This window comes from Corynebacterium sp. MSK204, from assembly GCF_030229885.1.
GTDB lineage: Bacteria > Actinomycetota > Actinomycetes > Mycobacteriales > Mycobacteriaceae > Corynebacterium.
This window is the reverse complement of the sequence record NZ_JASPGQ010000006.1, coordinates 31891-48875: the sequence shown is the minus strand read 5'-3', so window position 1 is coordinate 48875 and position 16985 is coordinate 31891. Positions and strand designations below refer to the sequence as shown.

At 60.1% G+C, this 16985-nt stretch carries 13 protein-coding genes; 9 read left to right on the top strand and 4 right to left on the bottom strand.

The window, feature by feature from the left end; genetic code table 11:
* Window positions 1-17 precede the first annotated feature (17 nt).
* From QP908_RS05250 to QP908_RS05235, 4 genes are all read left to right on the top strand, one after another.
* Entirely contained in the window at window positions 18-857 is an 840-nt protein-coding gene (locus QP908_RS05250; RefSeq protein WP_239269173.1) for a TatD family hydrolase, read from the top strand.
* A 269-nt stretch (window positions 858-1126) separates the two neighbouring features.
* Window positions 1127-2302, top strand: coding sequence for a resuscitation-promoting factor (locus tag QP908_RS05245; RefSeq protein ID WP_284771804.1), 1176 nt, complete (start codon window positions 1127-1129; stop codon window positions 2300-2302).
* 87 nt (window positions 2303-2389) lie between these two features.
* Entirely contained in the window at window positions 2390-3250 is an 861-nt protein-coding gene (rsmA, locus tag QP908_RS05240; protein ID WP_239269171.1) for a 16S rRNA (adenine(1518)-N(6)/adenine(1519)-N(6))-dimethyltransferase RsmA, read from the top strand.
* Window positions 3250-4230, top strand: a complete 981-nt coding sequence (locus QP908_RS05235) for a 4-(cytidine 5'-diphospho)-2-C-methyl-D-erythritol kinase (RefSeq protein WP_239269170.1) — start codon at window positions 3250-3252, stop codon at window positions 4228-4230. Before rsmA ends, QP908_RS05235 begins: the two co-directional genes overlap by 1 nt.
* Window positions 4231-4281: 51 nt before the next feature.
* On the opposite strand, the gene QP908_RS05230 is transcribed toward QP908_RS05235, so the two are convergent.
* Window positions 4282-5613: a hypothetical protein gene (locus tag QP908_RS05230; protein ID WP_239269169.1), complete on the bottom strand. Its 1332-nt coding sequence runs from the start codon at window positions 5611-5613 to the stop codon at window positions 4282-4284.
* A gap of 91 nt (window positions 5614-5704) precedes the next feature.
* Between QP908_RS05230 and QP908_RS05225 the strand changes: the two genes are divergently transcribed.
* The 4 genes from QP908_RS05225 to QP908_RS05210 all read left to right on the top strand — a co-directional run bounded on the left by QP908_RS05225 (window position 5705) and on the right by QP908_RS05210 (window position 10354).
* Window positions 5705-7513 (top strand): ABC-F family ATP-binding cassette domain-containing protein, encoded by a 1809-nt coding sequence (locus QP908_RS05225; protein WP_239269168.1) that lies wholly within the window; start codon window positions 5705-5707, stop codon window positions 7511-7513.
* Window positions 7480-9213 (top strand): alpha/beta-hydrolase family protein, encoded by a 1734-nt coding sequence (locus tag QP908_RS05220; RefSeq protein ID WP_239269167.1) that lies wholly within the window; start codon window positions 7480-7482, stop codon window positions 9211-9213. The genes QP908_RS05225 and QP908_RS05220 overlap by 34 nt, the downstream gene beginning before the upstream one ends.
* A 138-nt stretch (window positions 9214-9351) precedes the next feature.
* A complete protein-coding gene (locus tag QP908_RS05215) occupies window positions 9352-9930 on the top strand; it encodes a hypothetical protein (RefSeq protein ID WP_239269166.1) in 579 nt (192 codons plus the stop codon).
* A 100-nt stretch (window positions 9931-10030) separates the two neighbouring features.
* Entirely contained in the window at window positions 10031-10354 is a 324-nt protein-coding gene (locus QP908_RS05210; protein ID WP_239269165.1) for a putative quinol monooxygenase, read from the top strand.
* 225 nt (window positions 10355-10579) lie between these two features.
* Here the strand turns inward: QP908_RS05210 and QP908_RS05205 are convergent, their stop codons facing one another.
* A complete protein-coding gene (locus tag QP908_RS05205; protein ID WP_284771803.1) occupies window positions 10580-13759 on the bottom strand; it encodes an acyltransferase family protein in 3180 nt (1059 codons plus the stop codon).
* Window positions 13760-13897: 138 nt separating this feature from the next.
* Window positions 13898-14695: an HAD family hydrolase gene (locus tag QP908_RS05200; protein WP_239269163.1), complete on the bottom strand. Its 798-nt coding sequence runs from the start codon at window positions 14693-14695 to the stop codon at window positions 13898-13900.
* Between the two features lie 68 nt (window positions 14696-14763).
* Between QP908_RS05200 and QP908_RS05195 the strand changes: the two genes are divergently transcribed.
* Window positions 14764-15798, top strand: coding sequence for a 3-hydroxyisobutyryl-CoA hydrolase (locus tag QP908_RS05195; RefSeq protein ID WP_239269162.1), 1035 nt, complete (start codon window positions 14764-14766; stop codon window positions 15796-15798).
* Here the strand turns inward: QP908_RS05195 and QP908_RS05190 are convergent.
* Complete coding sequence (locus tag QP908_RS05190) at window positions 15788-16969, bottom strand: DUF6882 domain-containing protein (RefSeq protein ID WP_284771802.1); 1182 nt, start codon at window positions 16967-16969, stop codon at window positions 15788-15790. The two genes, QP908_RS05195 and QP908_RS05190, sit on opposite strands and share 11 nt — an antisense overlap.
* Between the last annotated feature and the right edge of the window lie 16 nt (window positions 16970-16985).

Sequence of the window (16985 nt, the reverse complement as noted above, 5' to 3'; positions counted from 1 at the left end):
ATATTACAATTGCGGGTATGTCTAAAAAGAAGCCACGTCCTACTCCCATTCCGGCCCCAGGGCTCAGCGGCCTCAGCGATGCACATACCCACCTTTTCTCGCATAAAGATACCGATGAGGTGCTGGTCAACCGCGCCCGCGCTGCTGGGGTATCCCGCCTGGTGACGGTTGGCGATGACCGCCGCGAGTCCGAGGCGGCCCTTGCGACCGCGCATGCTTTTCCCAACGTGTATGCCGCCTGCGCCATCCACCCGGTGCGGGCGAATGAACTAGACGCGCCCACCAAAGCCGCGTTGGAGGAGATGGTGGCGGATCCGCGGTGCGTGGCGGTGGGGGAGACCGGCATGGACGCCTATTGGGTCCACCACGAACCGGAGACCACCGCGAGCTTGGTCCAGCAGGAAGAATCCCTACGCTGGCATATCGATCTGGCGGTGCGCACCGGCAAGACGCTCATGATCCATAACCGCGAGGCGGATCAAGACTTGCTGCGCATTCTTGCCGATGCCCCCACGCCTGAGACCGTCATGCTCCACTGCTTCTCCTCACCGTTGCGGGTGGCGGAAGAAGCATTAGAGCGCGGCTACGTTTTGTCCTTTGCTGGCAACGTCACCTTCAAGCGGAATGCGGAACTACGCCAGGCGGCCGCGCTGGCCCCGGCGGGGCAATTGCTGGTGGAAACCGATGCGCCGTTTATGACTCCAGAGCCGTTCCGCGGGCAGCGCAATGAGCCGTCCCTCATCGGGCACACCTATGACTGCATTGCACGGGCCCGCCACCAAACCACTCAGGCATTGGCGGCGGAGGTCAATGAGACTTTTGACCGTGTGTATGGAATTAGCATGACAGGACAGTGAGGATTGTCACAAAATTAAATCCGCTGGTCGCTGGTGGTATGGGTGCTGGATGTGACAACTGTTTTCGCCCGTTATAACTGTGGCGCACCGCTTCTCGACTTTCCCTACTCGTTATCGTATTGTTATTGATTGTTCGTTGAGGCTTTACGCCTCTACCTTCCCGCCGCGCCGGTTCACAGTGGAGCAGCGCGGCATCGCCGCTGGTTTTCCTTAGCCAGCGGCAACAATTGTGATACTGGATAGACAGCACCACCGGAGATTAACTACACATGGCACCTCACCACATTAAGCGCATCAATAATTCACGTTCCCTGCCCCTGCGCCTGGCAACGGGTGGCGTCTTGAGCACCCTCGCCGTCGGCGGTGTCGTGGCGATTGCCGCGCAGAAAGACTTGGTCGTAGAAGTCAACGGCGACAAGGTAGAGCTGGCCACCTTTGCCGAGGACGTGGACGGCGCCCTGCAGGCCGCCGGCGTCCAGGTGGGCGAAGAAGATATCGTCTCGCCCGCACCATCTGAGTCCGTGGCCGATGGTGATGAAATCTCCGTGCGCACCGCCAAGCCGGTCGCCGTGTCCATCGATGGTGAACAGCAGCAGCTTTCTACCACCGATCTCACCGTGTCTGATTTGCTCAATAACCTGCAGGGAGTAAACCCGGGAGCCGCCGTGAAGTCTGGCGAGGATGACGTGGATAAAGATGCGCAGCTCAAAGACGGCATGGATCTAGAGGTCGTTTCCCCCAAGATCATCAAGATCAACGATGGTGGCAAGAATACCTACACCAAGATTGCCGCCAAGACCGTGGGCGATGTCCTCAAGGAGCGCGGTATTAAGCTCGATGAGGATGACCGCGTCTTCCCAGCCAAGGAAGAAAAGGTCACCGAGGGCATGTCTATCAAGGTAGAACGCATCGACATTCAGACCGAGGATGTCACTGAGGAATTCGACGCCGAGCCGCATTTCGTGGATGACCCCGAACTGGAAGCCGGCGCCGAAGAGGTGCGCGAACAGGGCGAAAAGGGCAAGCGCGAGATCACCCGCAAGGTAACCCTGAAGAATGGCAAGAAGGAATCCGAAGAGGTCATCAAGGACGAGGTCGTTGTAGGGCCAAAGCCTGCGACCATCGCCCGCGGCACCAAGCAGGCGGAGCCGGAGCCGCAAGGCGGTAACTCGGGTGCGTCAGCCCCCGCCGTGGCCGATGGCTCCGTATGGGATTCCATCGCGCAGTGCGAGTCCACCGGTAACTGGTCCATCAATACCGGAAATGGTTTCTCCGGCGGCCTGCAATTCACGCCTTCCACGTGGGCTGGCTTTGGGGGCACCGAATACGCGCCCGAGGCATGGCAGGCCACCCGCGAGCAGCAGATCGCCGTGGCACAGAAGGTACAGGCTTCCCAGGGCTGGGGCGCATGGCCTGCATGTACCTCTAAGTTGGGGCTGCGCTAAAAGCACGCACAGCACCGCGCACTCTGCACCCCGCGTCATTACGGCGCGGGGTGCGATTTTCTGCATTCTTCTACTAGGTTAGAAAACATGACTGATTCCCCGGGCGCCGCGCTTTTAGGCCCAGTAGAAATCCGAGCTTTAGCGGAGAAACTGGATATCACGCCCACCAAGAAGTTAGGGCAGAATTTTCTCCACGACCCCAATACCATCCGCCGCATCATCGCGGCGGCGGACCTGGAACCCACAGACCGCGTCGTGGAGGTCGGCCCTGGGTTGGGGTCGCTGACCCTCGGGTTGGTGGAGACCGTTGAGGATCTCACCGCGGTGGAGATTGATCCGCGCCTGGCGGCGCAGCTGCCGGAAACGGTGGGCGAGCGAGCGGCGGACTACGCTAAGCGCCTGCGCGTGGTGGAAAAGGACGCGCTGCGCGTGACCAGCGAAGATGTCGCGGCACCTACGGCGCTGGTGGCCAACCTGCCCTATAACGTGGCGGTGCCGGTGCTCCTGCACTTTTTGGAAACCTTTCCCTCCATTCGCCGCGTGCTCGTCATGGTGCAGCTGGAGGTGGCGCAGCGCCTCGCTGCGGAGCCCGGCAGCAAGATCTACGGCGTGCCTTCTGTGAAGGCCGGCTTTTATGGCGCGGTGAGCCAAGCGGGGACCATTGGTAAGAATGTCTTTTGGCCCGCGCCCAATATCGCCTCCGGCTTGGTGCGCATCGATGTCTTCGATACCCCGCCTTGGCCGGTTGACGATGCCGCGCGCGCTGCGGTCTGGCCGCTTGTCGATGCCGCCTTTGCCCAACGCCGCAAGACCCTCCGCGCCGCGCTATCGGGCCACTATGGCTCCGGCGCGGCCGCCGAGGAGGCCTTGCGCGCGGCCGGAATCGATCCGAAGCAGCGCGGGGAAAAGCTCGCTGTTGCAGACTTTGTACGATTGGCAGGACTATAGTGAGCGCACCACACGGAAACGAGCCGATTACCTATACCGCGCATGCGCATGCCAAGGTCAATGTGCACCTTGGCGTGGCGGAACCGCGGGAGGATGGCTTTCACGAGCTGGTCACGGTCTTTCAGTCTTTGAGCCTGCACGATACGGTAACGCTGACTGATTTAGGCAATGCCGAAGTGGATAAGCCCCGCGTGCAGTACCTCAAGGTATCCGGTCCGCACGCGGCGGGCGTGCCCGAGGACGATACGAACCTGGCCTGGGCTGCGGTAGACCGCATCATGCAGCACCTGTATGTCACCCGCGGCGGCATCAAGATTCCAGAGGTGGGCCTTGAGATTCACAAGGCGATTCCCACCGCCGGCGGCATGGCCGGCGGTTCCGCGGATGCCGCGGCGGCGCTGCGCCTTGCGGAGCGCTGCTACGGCCGTTATTACGGGATTGATTCGGTAGGAGATCACATTCTGAATGCCTTGGGCGCCGCCCTCGGCTCCGATGTGCCGTTTACCTTGCTGGGCGGCACAGCGCTTGGTACTGGGCGCGGGGAGCAGTTGACCTCCATGATGACCAGGGGCACCTATCACTGGGCGCTGATCGCTTCTGACCGTGGGCTCTCAACACCAAGTGTGTTCAGCAAACTCGATGAATTGCGTGATGCAGGGCGGGTAACCGCGCCGGCGCTTGATACGACGGAGATTTCCCAGGCGCTTATCTCCGGCGATGCCCACCGCGTGGCGGCGCACCTGCACAACGACCTGCAGCCCGCCGCGCTATCCCTGCGCCCAGATCTCCGCAAGACCTTGGAGGCAGGCATGGATGCGGGTGCGCTCAATGGCATCGTCTCCGGCAGCGGGCCCACCTGCGCCTTCTTATGTGCTTCGAAGGAAGATGCGGAGGAAGTCGCAGCGCAGGTCAGCATAGAAATACCGGGCACCAAGGGCGTTGTAGCCCAGGGCCCGGCTGCGGGTGCGGAAGTGCTCTAGCTTAGGGCGAGTAGGGGCATCGCCAAGCACGAGCACTAGAGTGCTGGATTTTTAGAGCACGGCCATTTCGGTGGGCTCAAAGTCCAGCTCGTAGCGGTCGGTTTCCTTACCGCGCAAGAGGTCGATGACGACGAGCTCCTTCTTCTGCGCATCCGTGATGTAGGCATATCCATTGGCGGCCTTCAGGATCGGGCCCGGCTGCTGCCATTCCTCGTTTTCCTTCCACTTGGAAATCGCGTCGATCTGCTTGGTGATTTCGCCGGAGTCTGGGTCGATGACATTGAGCTTGCCATCGGTGGTCAGCACCAGGGCCTCGCCCATTGGGCCGCGCGCCAGCGAGCGGAACCAGTAGGAACCGTTCAAGTCCACCTTCTTGGCGGAGTAGTCCTCGGTATTGATCAGGGTCACGGAGGTGGGGTGCTCGGACTCGGCGTCCTTGTCGGTCTTATTATCGGCCAGGATGACGTTCGATTCCTCAGAACCCGCGGCGTTTCCGGAGCGCTGGTAGCCATCGGCACCGGCGTAATCGGAGACGTCCACCTTGTGGAACTTGGAGCCGTCAAAGACTACGGGGCCGTCTTCGCAGCCAAAGAAGAGCTTTCCATTTCCAGCGGCTGCTTCGCCGTGGACGCCGGGGCACTTGGTGGTCTCATCCAAGACCTTGCCGTCCTTGTCCAGGTGCTGGATGGTGTGGCGCTCGTCCTCGGTACCCTTGGTGATGACCACGGAGCCATCCTCAAGCGGGACGGCCACGCCGTGGTGCGCCTCGCCCGTCTTGACGGTGTTGACGGGCTTGGCGTCCTTGGAGCCGATGTCCTCGGTCTTATAAATCTTGGCTACGCCATCGCCATCAGAAAATAGGGCGGTAAAACCATCGTGGTGGACTACGTGGCCAGCGTGGGGCGCCTTAATCTTGTCATCGCCCAGCTTCGGATCCGCGGTGTAGTAGTGGTTGTGGTCACCGTGGGCCTTGGTGATGAGGCCGGTGTCGTAGGTGAGGAAGTTATCGCCCTTGGTTACCATGACGTGGCGGTCGTTGCCGGCGTCATTGAGGCGAAGGAAGGCATTCATCTCTTCTTCATCGAGGACGTCTCCAGATTTGGCATCGTAGGTGGTCAGACCATCAGCGTGGGAGAAGACGATGCGCGTGGGAAGCTGGGCTACCTCGGTCTGTCCTTCTTCTGCCTCCATGCCGTCGTGGGAGTGGCCCTCGTGATCGTGGTCATGGTCATGATCGTGGTCATGGTCATGTTCGTGGCTTTCCGCGGTGGTGGATTCGCTGGTGTTTTGGGCGTCGGTGTCTTCTTCCGGCGCCGAGCAGGAAGCGATGGTGAGCGCTGAGGCAGAGAGGATAGTGCAGAGGGTAAGTGTGTGCTTCTTCATACACACGCAGAGTATTGCAAGTGAAATTCGGTAGCAACATGTTTGGGAATGCGGGGGTGGCGGTAGGGAGGTATTAAGATGAGTCCCTGTTATGGCAAACCTGATTAACCTCGAGCAAGTCACCAAGTCTTATGGCTTAAAAAGCCTCCTTGATGGGGTATCCCTCGGCGTGCAAACCGGGGATCGCATCGGCATCGTGGGCGTTAACGGCGGCGGTAAGACCACCCTGCTGGAAGTGCTCACCGGCATCGAGCCGCCGGATTCCGGCCGCGTTTCCCACACCTCGGATCTGCGCATGGCCGTGGTGACGCAGCGCTTTGATCTGCCCGAAGAGCTCACCATCGCTCAGGCGATCATTGAGCCCCTCGAGCTCGAGACCTACGAATGGGCCTCCAATGCCAAGGTGCGCGATGTGCTCGGTGGCCTCGGCATCGTGGACCTAGGGCTGGATACTCCCGTGAGCTCCCTGTCCGGTGGCGAGCGCCGCCGCGTGAACCTCGCGGCCGCGTTGGTGCAGGATTTAGATCTGGTGGTGCTCGATGAGCCCACGAACCACCTTGACGTGGAAGGCGTCCAGTGGCTGGCGGATCACCTGCTCAAGCGCAACCTCGCCGTCATCGTGGTCACCCACGATCGCTGGTTCCTCGATACCATCGCCACCTGGACGTGGGAGGTGCACGACGGCACGGTCGATGCATATGAGGGCGGATACAACGACTGGACGTTTGCCCGCGCCGAGCGCGCCCGCCAGGCCGATGCGATGGAACAGCGCCGCAAAAACTTAGCCCGCAAGGAATTGGCGTGGTTGCGCCGCGGGGCACCGGCGCGTACCTCAAAACCGCGCTACCGGATTGAGGCTGCGGAAGCGCTTATTTCTGATGTCCCCGAGCCGCGCAACAAAGTCGAGCTCATGTCCTTTTCCAAGCAGCGTCAGGGCCGGGTGGTCATCGAGCTAGAAGATGCCACGGTGAAGTCCCCGGATGGCCGCACCTTGGTCGATCACCTCACCTGGCGCCTGGCCCCAGGCGAGCGCATCGGCCTCGTGGGTGTTAATGGCTCCGGAAAGACCACGCTGCTGCGCACACTGGCTGGCGAATACGAGCTTGCGGCCGGAAAGCGCATCGAGGGCCAAACCGTGCGCTTGGGCTGGCTGCGCCAGGAACTCGATGACTTGGATCCGCAGCGCCGGCTTCTCGATGCCGTCGAGGATGTTGCCACCTACGTGCAGCTAGGCAAAAAGGAGCTCAGCGCCTCTCAGCTGGCCGAGCGCCTCGGCTTTTCCGCCAAGCGCCAGCGCACCCCGGTCGGTGATCTTTCCGGTGGCGAGCGCCGCCGCCTCCAGCTCACCCGCGTGCTCATGGCAGAACCCAATGTTTTACTCCTCGATGAGCCCACCAACGACCTGGACATCGATACGCTCCAGGAACTGGAATCCCTGCTCGATTCGTGGCCGGGTACCCTGGTGGTCATTTCGCACGATCGCTACCTGATCGAGCGCATTGCGGATAATACGTATGCGCTGTTTGGGGATGGCAACCTGACGAACCTTCCCGGTGGCATCGACGAGTATCTGCGCAAGCGCGAAGAAATTGAGGCCGGCAAGAACACAGGGGTTATAAACCTGGGAGAAAAGAAGACGGGCGCGCCGGCGCCGAAGCCGGAAAAGAAGCTTTCTTCCCAGCAAGAGCGCGAAATCACCAAGAAGATGAACGCGCTTGAGCGGAAGATGCAGAAGCTGGAAAAATCCGCCGCGCAGATCAATGAGAAATTGGCCGCGGCGGCAGAAGAAGTCGATACCGAAGCGATGACTCGCCTCGATACGGAATTAAAGGACAATCGCAGCACCTATGAGGATTTGGAGATGGAATGGCTGGAGTTAGGGGAGAAGCTCGAGCAGTAGAAGCTCGCATCGCCGATATTGTCCGCCACCTCGATCCGTGGGGCATTATCGGCGCCGCCATTCTGTCTACGCTGGGCCTTACTCCGTCCATTTTGCCCCGCGATTGGCCCTATCAAGGCCTGATTTCGGGCCTTGCCGCCGGGTTCGGCTACGTGGTGGGCATCGGCGTGAAGCTGGTGTGGTACCGCTTCGTCGTGAGCAAATGGGCGGATAAGTATCCCTGGCTTGCCGCCTCCGCATGGGAGCCAAAGCACTACCGGTTGCTCGCGCGCATCGCCACAGGTGCGTTCATAGCCTGGCTGGTCGGTTTCGTCATTATCGCCGTGCGCTGGCAGCACGAGCTCGCGAGCGTATATTCCGTGCCCGCGCCGTCCATGTCTAGCTACCTGCTGGTGGTGCCCCTGGCGCTGGCGGTATTTACCGTCTTCCTGCTCATCCTGCGCTCCATTATCTTTCTGGTGCGCTGGTTAGCGCGGCGCTTCCCGCAGCGGTTCCGCTCCACGTACCGCCGCCTCGGGGCAGTACTTATCATTGCGGTTATCGCTATCTACACCGTTGAAAACATCATTCCCGGTGCCATCGTGGGCTTGGGCGATAGGGTATTTACCGCCCAGAACGCCGACCCCGATCCGGACACTCAGCGCCCCACCCTGAGTGAGCGCTCCGGATCGCCTACTTCCGATGTCGACTGGAACGGCGTCGGCCTGCAAGGCTCCCGGTTTCTCAGCTCCGGCGCGCATAAGGCCGAGCTAGAACAGGTGACCGGGAAACCTGCCAAAGAACCCATCCGTGCCTACGCCGGCCTGGGTAACCGCGACTCTAATGAAGGGCGGGCGCAGCTGCTTATCGATGAACTCGAGCGCACCCACGCCCAAGACCGCAAGGCCCTCCTGTTGACCATGCCTACCGGCACCGGCTGGGTATCGTCCTATTCCGCGCAAGCCTTCGAACTACTCTATGGAGGGGATACCGCCATTGCCGCAGCACAGTATTCCGCCATGCCGTCTGTATTCCACTTCCTTGGCGGCGGCGGCCAAGTAGAGCGCGCCGGGGAAGAGTTCATCAACCCCATCGTGGACTGGTGGAATTCACTGCCAGAAGATGACCGACCCAAGCTCTACCTCTACGGCGAGTCCTTAGGCACAACCGGCATCGAGGCAGCCTTTTCCGGCGTGCGCGATATTGCCAATTCCGTCGATGGCATCTTATTGACTGGCCCGCCGCACTTTAACCAGTTGCGCTCGCAGTTTGTGGAGCGCCGCGATCCCGGGTCCACGGAAATCTCGCCGGTCTACGCCGGTGGCCTCGTGGTTCGCTTTGCCAACGAGGTGGACCAAGTCCGCCGCTGGGGACGCGTTCCGGAAGAGGAGTGGGGCAGGACCCGCATGCTGTATATTCAGCATCCTTCCGATCCAGTGAGCTGGTGGTCGCCCGAATTGGCCTTCAAAGAGCCGGATTGGATGAAAGAAGATACCCCCTATTCCCGTGAACGCGTGATGCAGTGGATGCCTATTATTACCTACCTGCAAGTTGCCGCGGATCTACCCGGAGCCAAGGATGTTCCCGATGGTGTGGGCCATAATTACGGGAACTCTGTCCTCGATGGCTTTGCGGCCATCGCCGGGCCCGATGTTGCCCGCTCCATTGATTCGGAGGAGCTGCAGCGGCAATTCGATGAACTCGATGTAGGTATTTATTAGGCCTCCTGGAGGCTTCTTCACTACCGCGAGGTAGCCGAGAACTCACCGAGCGCCGTTTCTATAACAAAGCCATATCGAAGTGCGGTGGAACCGGCGATATGCTTTCGTCCTCTGAAAAGTTATGACAGGCTGAAAATTATGAAGCCGATTCGAAGCGCCACCGCAGCAGTCCTGACCACCGTACTCGCCCTGTCTGGCACCACGGCAGTGGCTTCTGCGGAGCTTAACGCGGTCCCGCAGGTTCAGCAGGTGTCTACCCTTGCTGAAAAGTACAACGTTACTTTGCCCAGCTTTCTAAAGGCCGCACCCGAAGCTGAACCAGAAGTAGCAGCGGAAGAAGCGCCTACGGCTGAAGCCGCACCGGAGCCTGAGGCCTTCGAAGCCCCGCAGGTTGCCGCTGACTTGCAGGTAGCCACCGCTGATCACCTAGCCCAGGCTGGCCACCACCCGGATGAGACCGCAAGCGCTATCGCGCAGGAATGGGCAAACCAGGGTGCAAATGGTGAGCTAAAGTACTACGGCGATGTGGCAAGCGGCGTGACCCACACTGAAGAAGGGCAGGGCAACGTCTACCGTCTGTCCGAAGAGCAAGCCCAAGAGCGCCTCAACTGGTTCAACCGAGGCCTCGAAGTAACCCCCGGACCCGAGTACGGTTATGGCGTCGCTACCGCCTTTGATGGCGAGTTCATCTACATCGCGGAGTACTTCCTCAACTAGTTCTTAGCTTCCGCGGAACCTGCCCCCGATTCTTCCGAGGTCCGCGCGCATGGCAGAGCAGCCATGACGTAGTGGACACATCATTGGTAGAATCGGGGGCATGATTTTGATTAACGTACAGTTCCGCGTAAAGCCTGAATACGCCGATACCTTCCTTGATGAGATCAACTGGTACACCGAGGCTTGCAACGCCGAGTCTGGCTGCATCGACTTCAAGTGGTACCGCGATCCGGAAGATTCTCAGCGCTTCCTGCTGCTCGAGTCCTACGCTGATGGTAAGGACGTAGAGCACGTTCAGGGCGAGCACTTCAAGCGCGCCTGCGACGAATTCCCCAAGTACCTCGTAGAGACCCCAGACATCATCAACGTCCACATCGATGGACGCACCGGTTGGGACAAGATGGGCGAGTTCGCCGTCGATTAATCTCGCTGCCTAATACTAAAGACCGCACTCATGTGAACTATGGGTGCGGTCTTCATTTATGCGTTCACCTACGAGTCAGAACTTTTAACCCCGCTCTTCACGGTCACGGGCGGGGAACCCGCCCGGTGAGATCGAACCACCCCGCGAGCGCGAAGGGCGGGCGAGGAAGGGGCCAGGGTAGGAAGCCGGCGCACATGCGCTAACTGCCTACCGCCGCGCTCTCTGTTAAGCCTGGCATTGTGAGGACACGCTTTTGTCGTATTTGGAATATTGCTTCAGAGCGTCGTAGAAGGCGTCGGAATAGCCGGTGGCGCCTTCGGGAAGCGGGTGGACGCCATCGGAGTAGAGCATGTCCGGATTATTTTCGGCGTAGCCACACCAGTCAGCGATATAGGCATTGTCGTATTCCTTGGCGGCGTCGATGACGTCCTGCTGGGACTGCGCCATCCACTCGCGGTCACCGTAGGGAACCACCATTACCACGGTATGGTCTTTGCCGATGATGTCCATGGCCTGGCTGATTTGATTTGGCTGGGCGGCGCCGTTGGTACCGAATCCCAAGAATACGGTATCGCGCAACGTACCGGCATCCTTCATTTGCTGAAGGATTTGGATACCCACCGTGTAGTGGCGGGATTCCTGGGCATCGATATAAATGCCAGGGAACCGTTGGCTGAGGGCATCACTAGCCGCCAGCATCACCGAATCACCGATCGCGGTAATGTCCGTTCCCTTCGGGATGGGGCGGGTCTTGGCGTCATCCTTTTCCTTCGCCCCGTCTTTATCGTCTTCAGTCGATGCTGTCGACGGAGCGGATACCTCCGGTGGAGGTGGGTTATTGCTTTCGTTTTGCTGCTGGAGCTGGTTGAGTTGCTGCTCCAACTCGGTCTTGTCGCTGGAATTGACCACGCCGTAGACAACACCAACCAGAGAGGCGACAACCAAGAATGGGACCACTGGCCACATGGCCTTGCCAAAGCCATCCTTGAGTTCGCTGAAGCTCGGGCGCGAGGCCCAGTAGCTCTTCCACGTCTTCTTGTATCCGCCGCGGCGGAAAGGGTTCTCGATGAATTGATAAGAGATCTCTGAGAGGATCAGGGAGATGGGGATGGCGATCAAGCCTAGAATCCAGGAGTCCTCAGAGTTCTGATTGCCGTGGAATAGCGCCTCCAAGATCATGATGACCGGCCAGTGCCAGAGGTACAGCGAGAAGGAACGCTGACCGAACCATCGCATGACCTTGGTCCTAAACAGCGGCGTCATCGGGCCATACTCGTGGATGACGCCCCACACCATGAGGGCACCAAGGATGCTGGTAAGGAAAAGGCCGCCGCGGTAGGTAAATTCGGCGTCGTCAGGCATGAGGAATAGCTGCGCAACGTAGCCGATAAGCGCCAAGAAGCCAATGATGCCGGCGGCGCGGGTTTCTACCTTGCCGGTGGTGGCCCAGGAATCCGCGTTGGGATCGGACTTCGTAGAGGTCATTAACAAGGAGAGGACTGCACCGGTCAACAGGCCGAATGCGTGGGTATCCGTGCCGTAGTACACGCGGGTGGGGTCTTCGCCTGGGGTGAAGATAAACCACATGGCCGCGAAAGAGGCAAGCCCCAGCACGCTGGAGACCACGACTGGAAGGCGGCGCGGCTGGCGCGATGAGATGCGGAAAATACCCAGCATGAGCAGCGGCCAAATGAGGTAGAACTGCTCTTCTACGGCGAGTGACCAGTAGTGGGCGAATACCTGGATCTCGTTATCAGCAAAATAGGATTGCGAGGTGGCAATCTGCGTCCAGTTATTGACAAAGAACAGGGTGCCGAAGAATTGCTGACGCAGGCCGACGGCCAAATCTCCGCCAACCCACGCAACGATTGCCGTACAGAAAACGAGCACGGTGACGGCAGCCGGCAGGATGCGCCTAAAGCGTCGGACCCAAAAGTCCTTCAGGCTAATCGTCCCGGATGTGCGGTATTCGCGCACGAGGAGCGATGTAATAAGGAAGCCAGAGAGGACAAAGAACATGTCCACGCCCAAGTAGCCGCCGGGTAGGGCGTCACCGAAAAAGTGGTATAAGACCACAGCGACAACGGCTAGGCCGCGCAGGCCATCAAGGCCCTTGACTTGGCGTAGCCGCGCGTGCCGCTTCTTGCGCACGTTTTTATCCTCTGGCGGTATTGCGAGTACTTCAGAGTCGTTTTGTTGATTCTGCAAGGCATATTTCGATTTATTGGCGCCCTGCTTGCCCTGCGAAGATGACTTCTCTGCAAAGTGATCGGCTGCAGGCTGTTGTTCTCGCGCGTTCTCTTCGGCAGGAATGCGCTGGGGCTGAGAAGCCCCCATAGCGGCGGCCTTTTGCCCAGCAGGAATCCCTGATTTTTGTTCTTGCGCAGAGGCAGACTTTTGCGCAGGCTTGCGCTGCTCTGCTTTCTGACGCCCGGCTCCGGATGCCTGCTGCTCCGGTTGGCGCTGTTCCTGCTGACGCTGCTCCTGCTCACGCTGAACAGGTTGTTGCTGCCCAGATGTTCGTTGCTCTGGCTTACGCTGCTCCGGCTTGCGCGGCTGGGCTTTGCTTTGCTCAGGCTTGTGTTGTTCGGGCTTGCGCTGCTCTGGCCTTTGGGCAGGCCACGACTGCTGGGCAGGAAATTCCGCGGTTCCCTGCGCGGAGTTCTTAGTATTGTCGGAAGGCTTCGCGGAGCCGGTGCCGGTGGGCCGATCGGTTTCGGTGGACCGAGTAGCGCCAGAAGTCCGGGTGGAGTCGGAGGATTTCGCAGAGCCGGTGGACCGGTTGGCGTCGGAAGGCCGAGGAGTGCCAGCGGAGTTATTGGAGCGGGAAGAATTCTTGGAACCGGCGGGAGTGGACGTTCGAGAGGCGCCAGAGGTCCCGGACGCGCGGGAAGTACCGGCGGGGCTGGCGGGAAATTCCTTCGTTTCGGCGGCTGATGGCTGCGGTTTCTGTGGATTCTTGGGCGTGGCCGGCTTTACCTGCTGGTGTGGCTTTGCTCCGGTCTTCTTCTGGGCAGAATTATTCTGCTTGTCTTGGGCAGAGCCTTTGGCCGCAGCGGATTTGGGGGTCTGTGCGCCCTGGTTTCGGGAAGGCTTTTTGTCTTGAGGCGTGGGGTTACCCACCTGGCGGGATTGGCGAGCGAACCCACGGGTAGGATCCGTGGGCTGTGTCTGCGAGGATTTAGTGCCGTCCTGTGCGTTCGAGGTGGGCGGCTGGTGTTCCGTGCGCCCCTCGTGATTATTGCGGGCATGTGGATCCGGCCCCGTAGGGATACCGGATTCAGGCGTGGAAGCCCCAGTGGAGGAATCACCTGTAGGCCCATCTGATTGCCGCGTCGTGGGCGGCGTGGCCTCATTACGCTCGGAATCTTTCTTCCCCAGCAGCGAGCGCAGAAAACGATTCACATGAACTCCCATTGCACTACGAAAATGTACTAATCGGCCAATTTTAGACCGCGAGCAGCGCCATTACTCAAAGTAGAGAGCACGGCGTGGCGCGGGAAATTGGCAATATCTTACGGATAGATGCTGAAAGAAAAGAGTCTAATCCTGTTTGCTGGCAAAAAGCTGATTAAGCACTGTCAGCACCCCATACTCGGTATTGGGTGGGGCGATGGTATCTGCGATGGCCTTGAGTTTAGGGTGCGCATTGTCCATGGCAATGGCGGTTCCAGCGGCCTGGAGTAGTTCGAAATCGTTGAGGAAGTCTCCAAACGCTGCGGTGCGAGATTGGGGGATACCTAGCAGCGACGCCATGGTTTCTAGCGCCACGCCCTTATTGACCCCGGCCGCCATCACATCGAGCCACACCGCCCCAGATACCGCAATATTATGTTCGGGCACAGCCTCGCGCAGCGGATCGTGGAGGTGTTTCTCGCTACCATCGGCGCAGAAGGCCGCGATTTTGATGATCTCCTCATCGAGCAGATCGTGCAGGTCATCCACCCAGCTGATGGATTTATAGTATTTGGAGATCTCGGCGGAGGCTTGGCCGTCGATGCCCCTTTCCACAAACGCCGTAGCCGGCGTGCACAGCACCACGGTGTGGGGTTGGGTTACCGCGTCGAGCGCTGCCACCGCAGCGCGGACGGCCGATGACGGCAGGGGAGTTGTGCTCAGCAGCTCGTTATTGTGCACGACCACGGAGCCATTTTCTGCAATAAAGGTCTCTTCATGGGGAAACATCTGTTGCAGGGTGGCGATCTGGCGCCCAGATGCCGGAACGAGGGTGACGCCAAGCTCGGTTGCGCGCTGGCTGGTCGCCGTGAATCCTGGCGGCAAGTCGCCGTTTCCATCGAGCAGGGTGCCGTCCATGTCTAGGGCGATAAGCTGTGGAAGCAAAATTAAGACCTATCTGTGAAGTCGCAAACGGTAGCTAGGTATATGAGTTGTGTGTCACAATAGAGGATATGACTAATGATGCACCTATCGTGTCCTCAATCCGCAACCATACCGGAGTCATTGAGCTCAACCGCCCAAAGGCTCTCAACTCCCTGAGCCCAGAAATGATCGATCTCATCGCCGCTGCCTTGGATAAGTGGCGTGCCGATGACGAGGTAGAGCAGGTCCTTTTGACCTCTACCAACCCCAAGGCCTATTGCGCGGGCGGCGATGTCCGCTTGGCCCGCGATGGCATCGTCGACGGCAACTACGACGAGGTGGATGACTTCTTTGCCTCGGAATACACCCTCAACGGGGATATTGCGGAATACCCCAAGCCGGTCATCGCGCTGGTCGATGGCATCGCTATGGGCGGCGGGCTTGGCGTATCCGCGCACGGCTCGCACTGCGTGGTCACGGACAAGACCTTCGCCTCCATGCCCGAGATGAATATTGGCTACGTCACGGATGTGGGTATGGCCTATGCCTCCCAAAATGCCGTGGGTACGCGCGGCAAGGCCTCGCCAGAACTCGCGAAGTTCTGGGGCATTACCGGCTACCGCATGTACGCCGCAGACCTCGTATGGAGCGGGCTGGCCACTGACTACGTCAAAGACGGCGATGCGTTTGCTAACGACGTCATTGACAAAGGCATTGATGCCGCGCTGGAACAGCACTCCGTGCAGCCGGAAGACGAGGCCCCACTTGCAGAGCTCATCGAGGGAATCGAGGCTAGCTTCCGCCACGATTCCTGGCAGGACATCACCGCGGCCGCTAAGGAATACCCGGAACTAAAGGAGCTGGTAGAAAAGCTCATCGCGCAGGCCTGCCCAACCTCCATCGTGGCCGCGCTGGAGCTCTACCGGGCAGAGGCGCAGTGCTCGAGCATTCGCGATGCCCTCGAGCTGGAAAAGAAACTCGGCGCTTATATGTATCGCCGCGATGACTTTTCCGATGGCGTGCGCGCGGTATTGGTGGATAAATCCAATGACGCGGCATTTAACCCCGCAAGCGTCGCGGAGGTGGATGTAGACGCTATCCGCGACGTATTAGCTAAAGGTTAATCCCACGGAAGGAGGCGTAGGCCGATCGGGCCTGCGCCTCGTTGATCTCTCGGGGCGGGGTCGCCGCGAGCGTTGCTTCCGTGGCCGCTGACGTGGGCTGCGGCAGATGCAGCGCCTCGGAATCGAGGAGGGCGAGGCCGACGCGGCCATCGGCAAGCGTGGTGCTCACCAGCGTCCACATGCCCAGGATGGGCAGGGCTAGCTGCGGTACCTGCCGGGCGCGCGCGTAGTCCAGCGGCAGCGCGGGCCGGATCAACGCCGGTACCCGGTGATCGATGCCGAAGCGGTACAGGTTGGCTGCCGAGTGCGCGGCCGCGGTGTCCTTGACCGCGGGATCGGCCCAGGACCACAGGAATTGATCCTCCGAAATGGTGGCGATGAGCACCGCCGTGGCCTCGTCTTTCCCGCCAGAGTGGCGGATCTTCGCCGTGGCACCGTCCAGATCGAGGTGCACCGTGGCCTCGGGGAAATTGCCCTGGAAGTACAGCTGGTGCTCCATGCCGTAATAAAAGGCATCCTCGATGATGCGAGTAGCCTTCATGCCCGGCTCGATGGCCGTGATTTGGGGTGCGCCCAGTGCGCTAGAAAAATGCAGCGTCGTTCCCTCGGAGAAATGCTCGGCGGTCTCCGTAGCAGCATCCGCGGCAGATTCCGCGACCGTAATGCCCAAGTGGTGGGCGAGTTCGTGCACCGCGCGCCGCTCATCAGTATCTGGCGAGCTGCGGCGAAGCCCCGCGGCAATGCTGGTGGGAAAGTCGAGCCGCGGATGGAAATCCACGGCGATGATCGCCTCATGATCGCCTTGCCGCGCCCGCAGCACCGGGGCATTGCCTGCCAGGAGGCGGGCGAGGGGGATAAACTTAGCCGGGTCATCCCCGCCCTGCGGCAGATCGGTTTCCGCCTGCATCGCCCACCGCCAGGTGGGCGAGCCGGCGCGATCGATGACGGCGATGCGCGTGCCCTGGAAGTCTTTGACGCCGGAGGATGAGCTGCAGCGGATCTCCACAGGCTGATTGTGGTTAAGGCGGCCCTCGGCATCCGTCGAGGGGGTGAGGAAATTAAATTCCACATCGGTGGTATCGCCCAGGCGGGCCCGGAAGGCGGCATCAAGGCCCGCCTGAATAAAGCAGGCATCGCGGGTGGCCTGGGCAAGCGAATTCGAAGTATCCATAATTGCTTACGAGGAT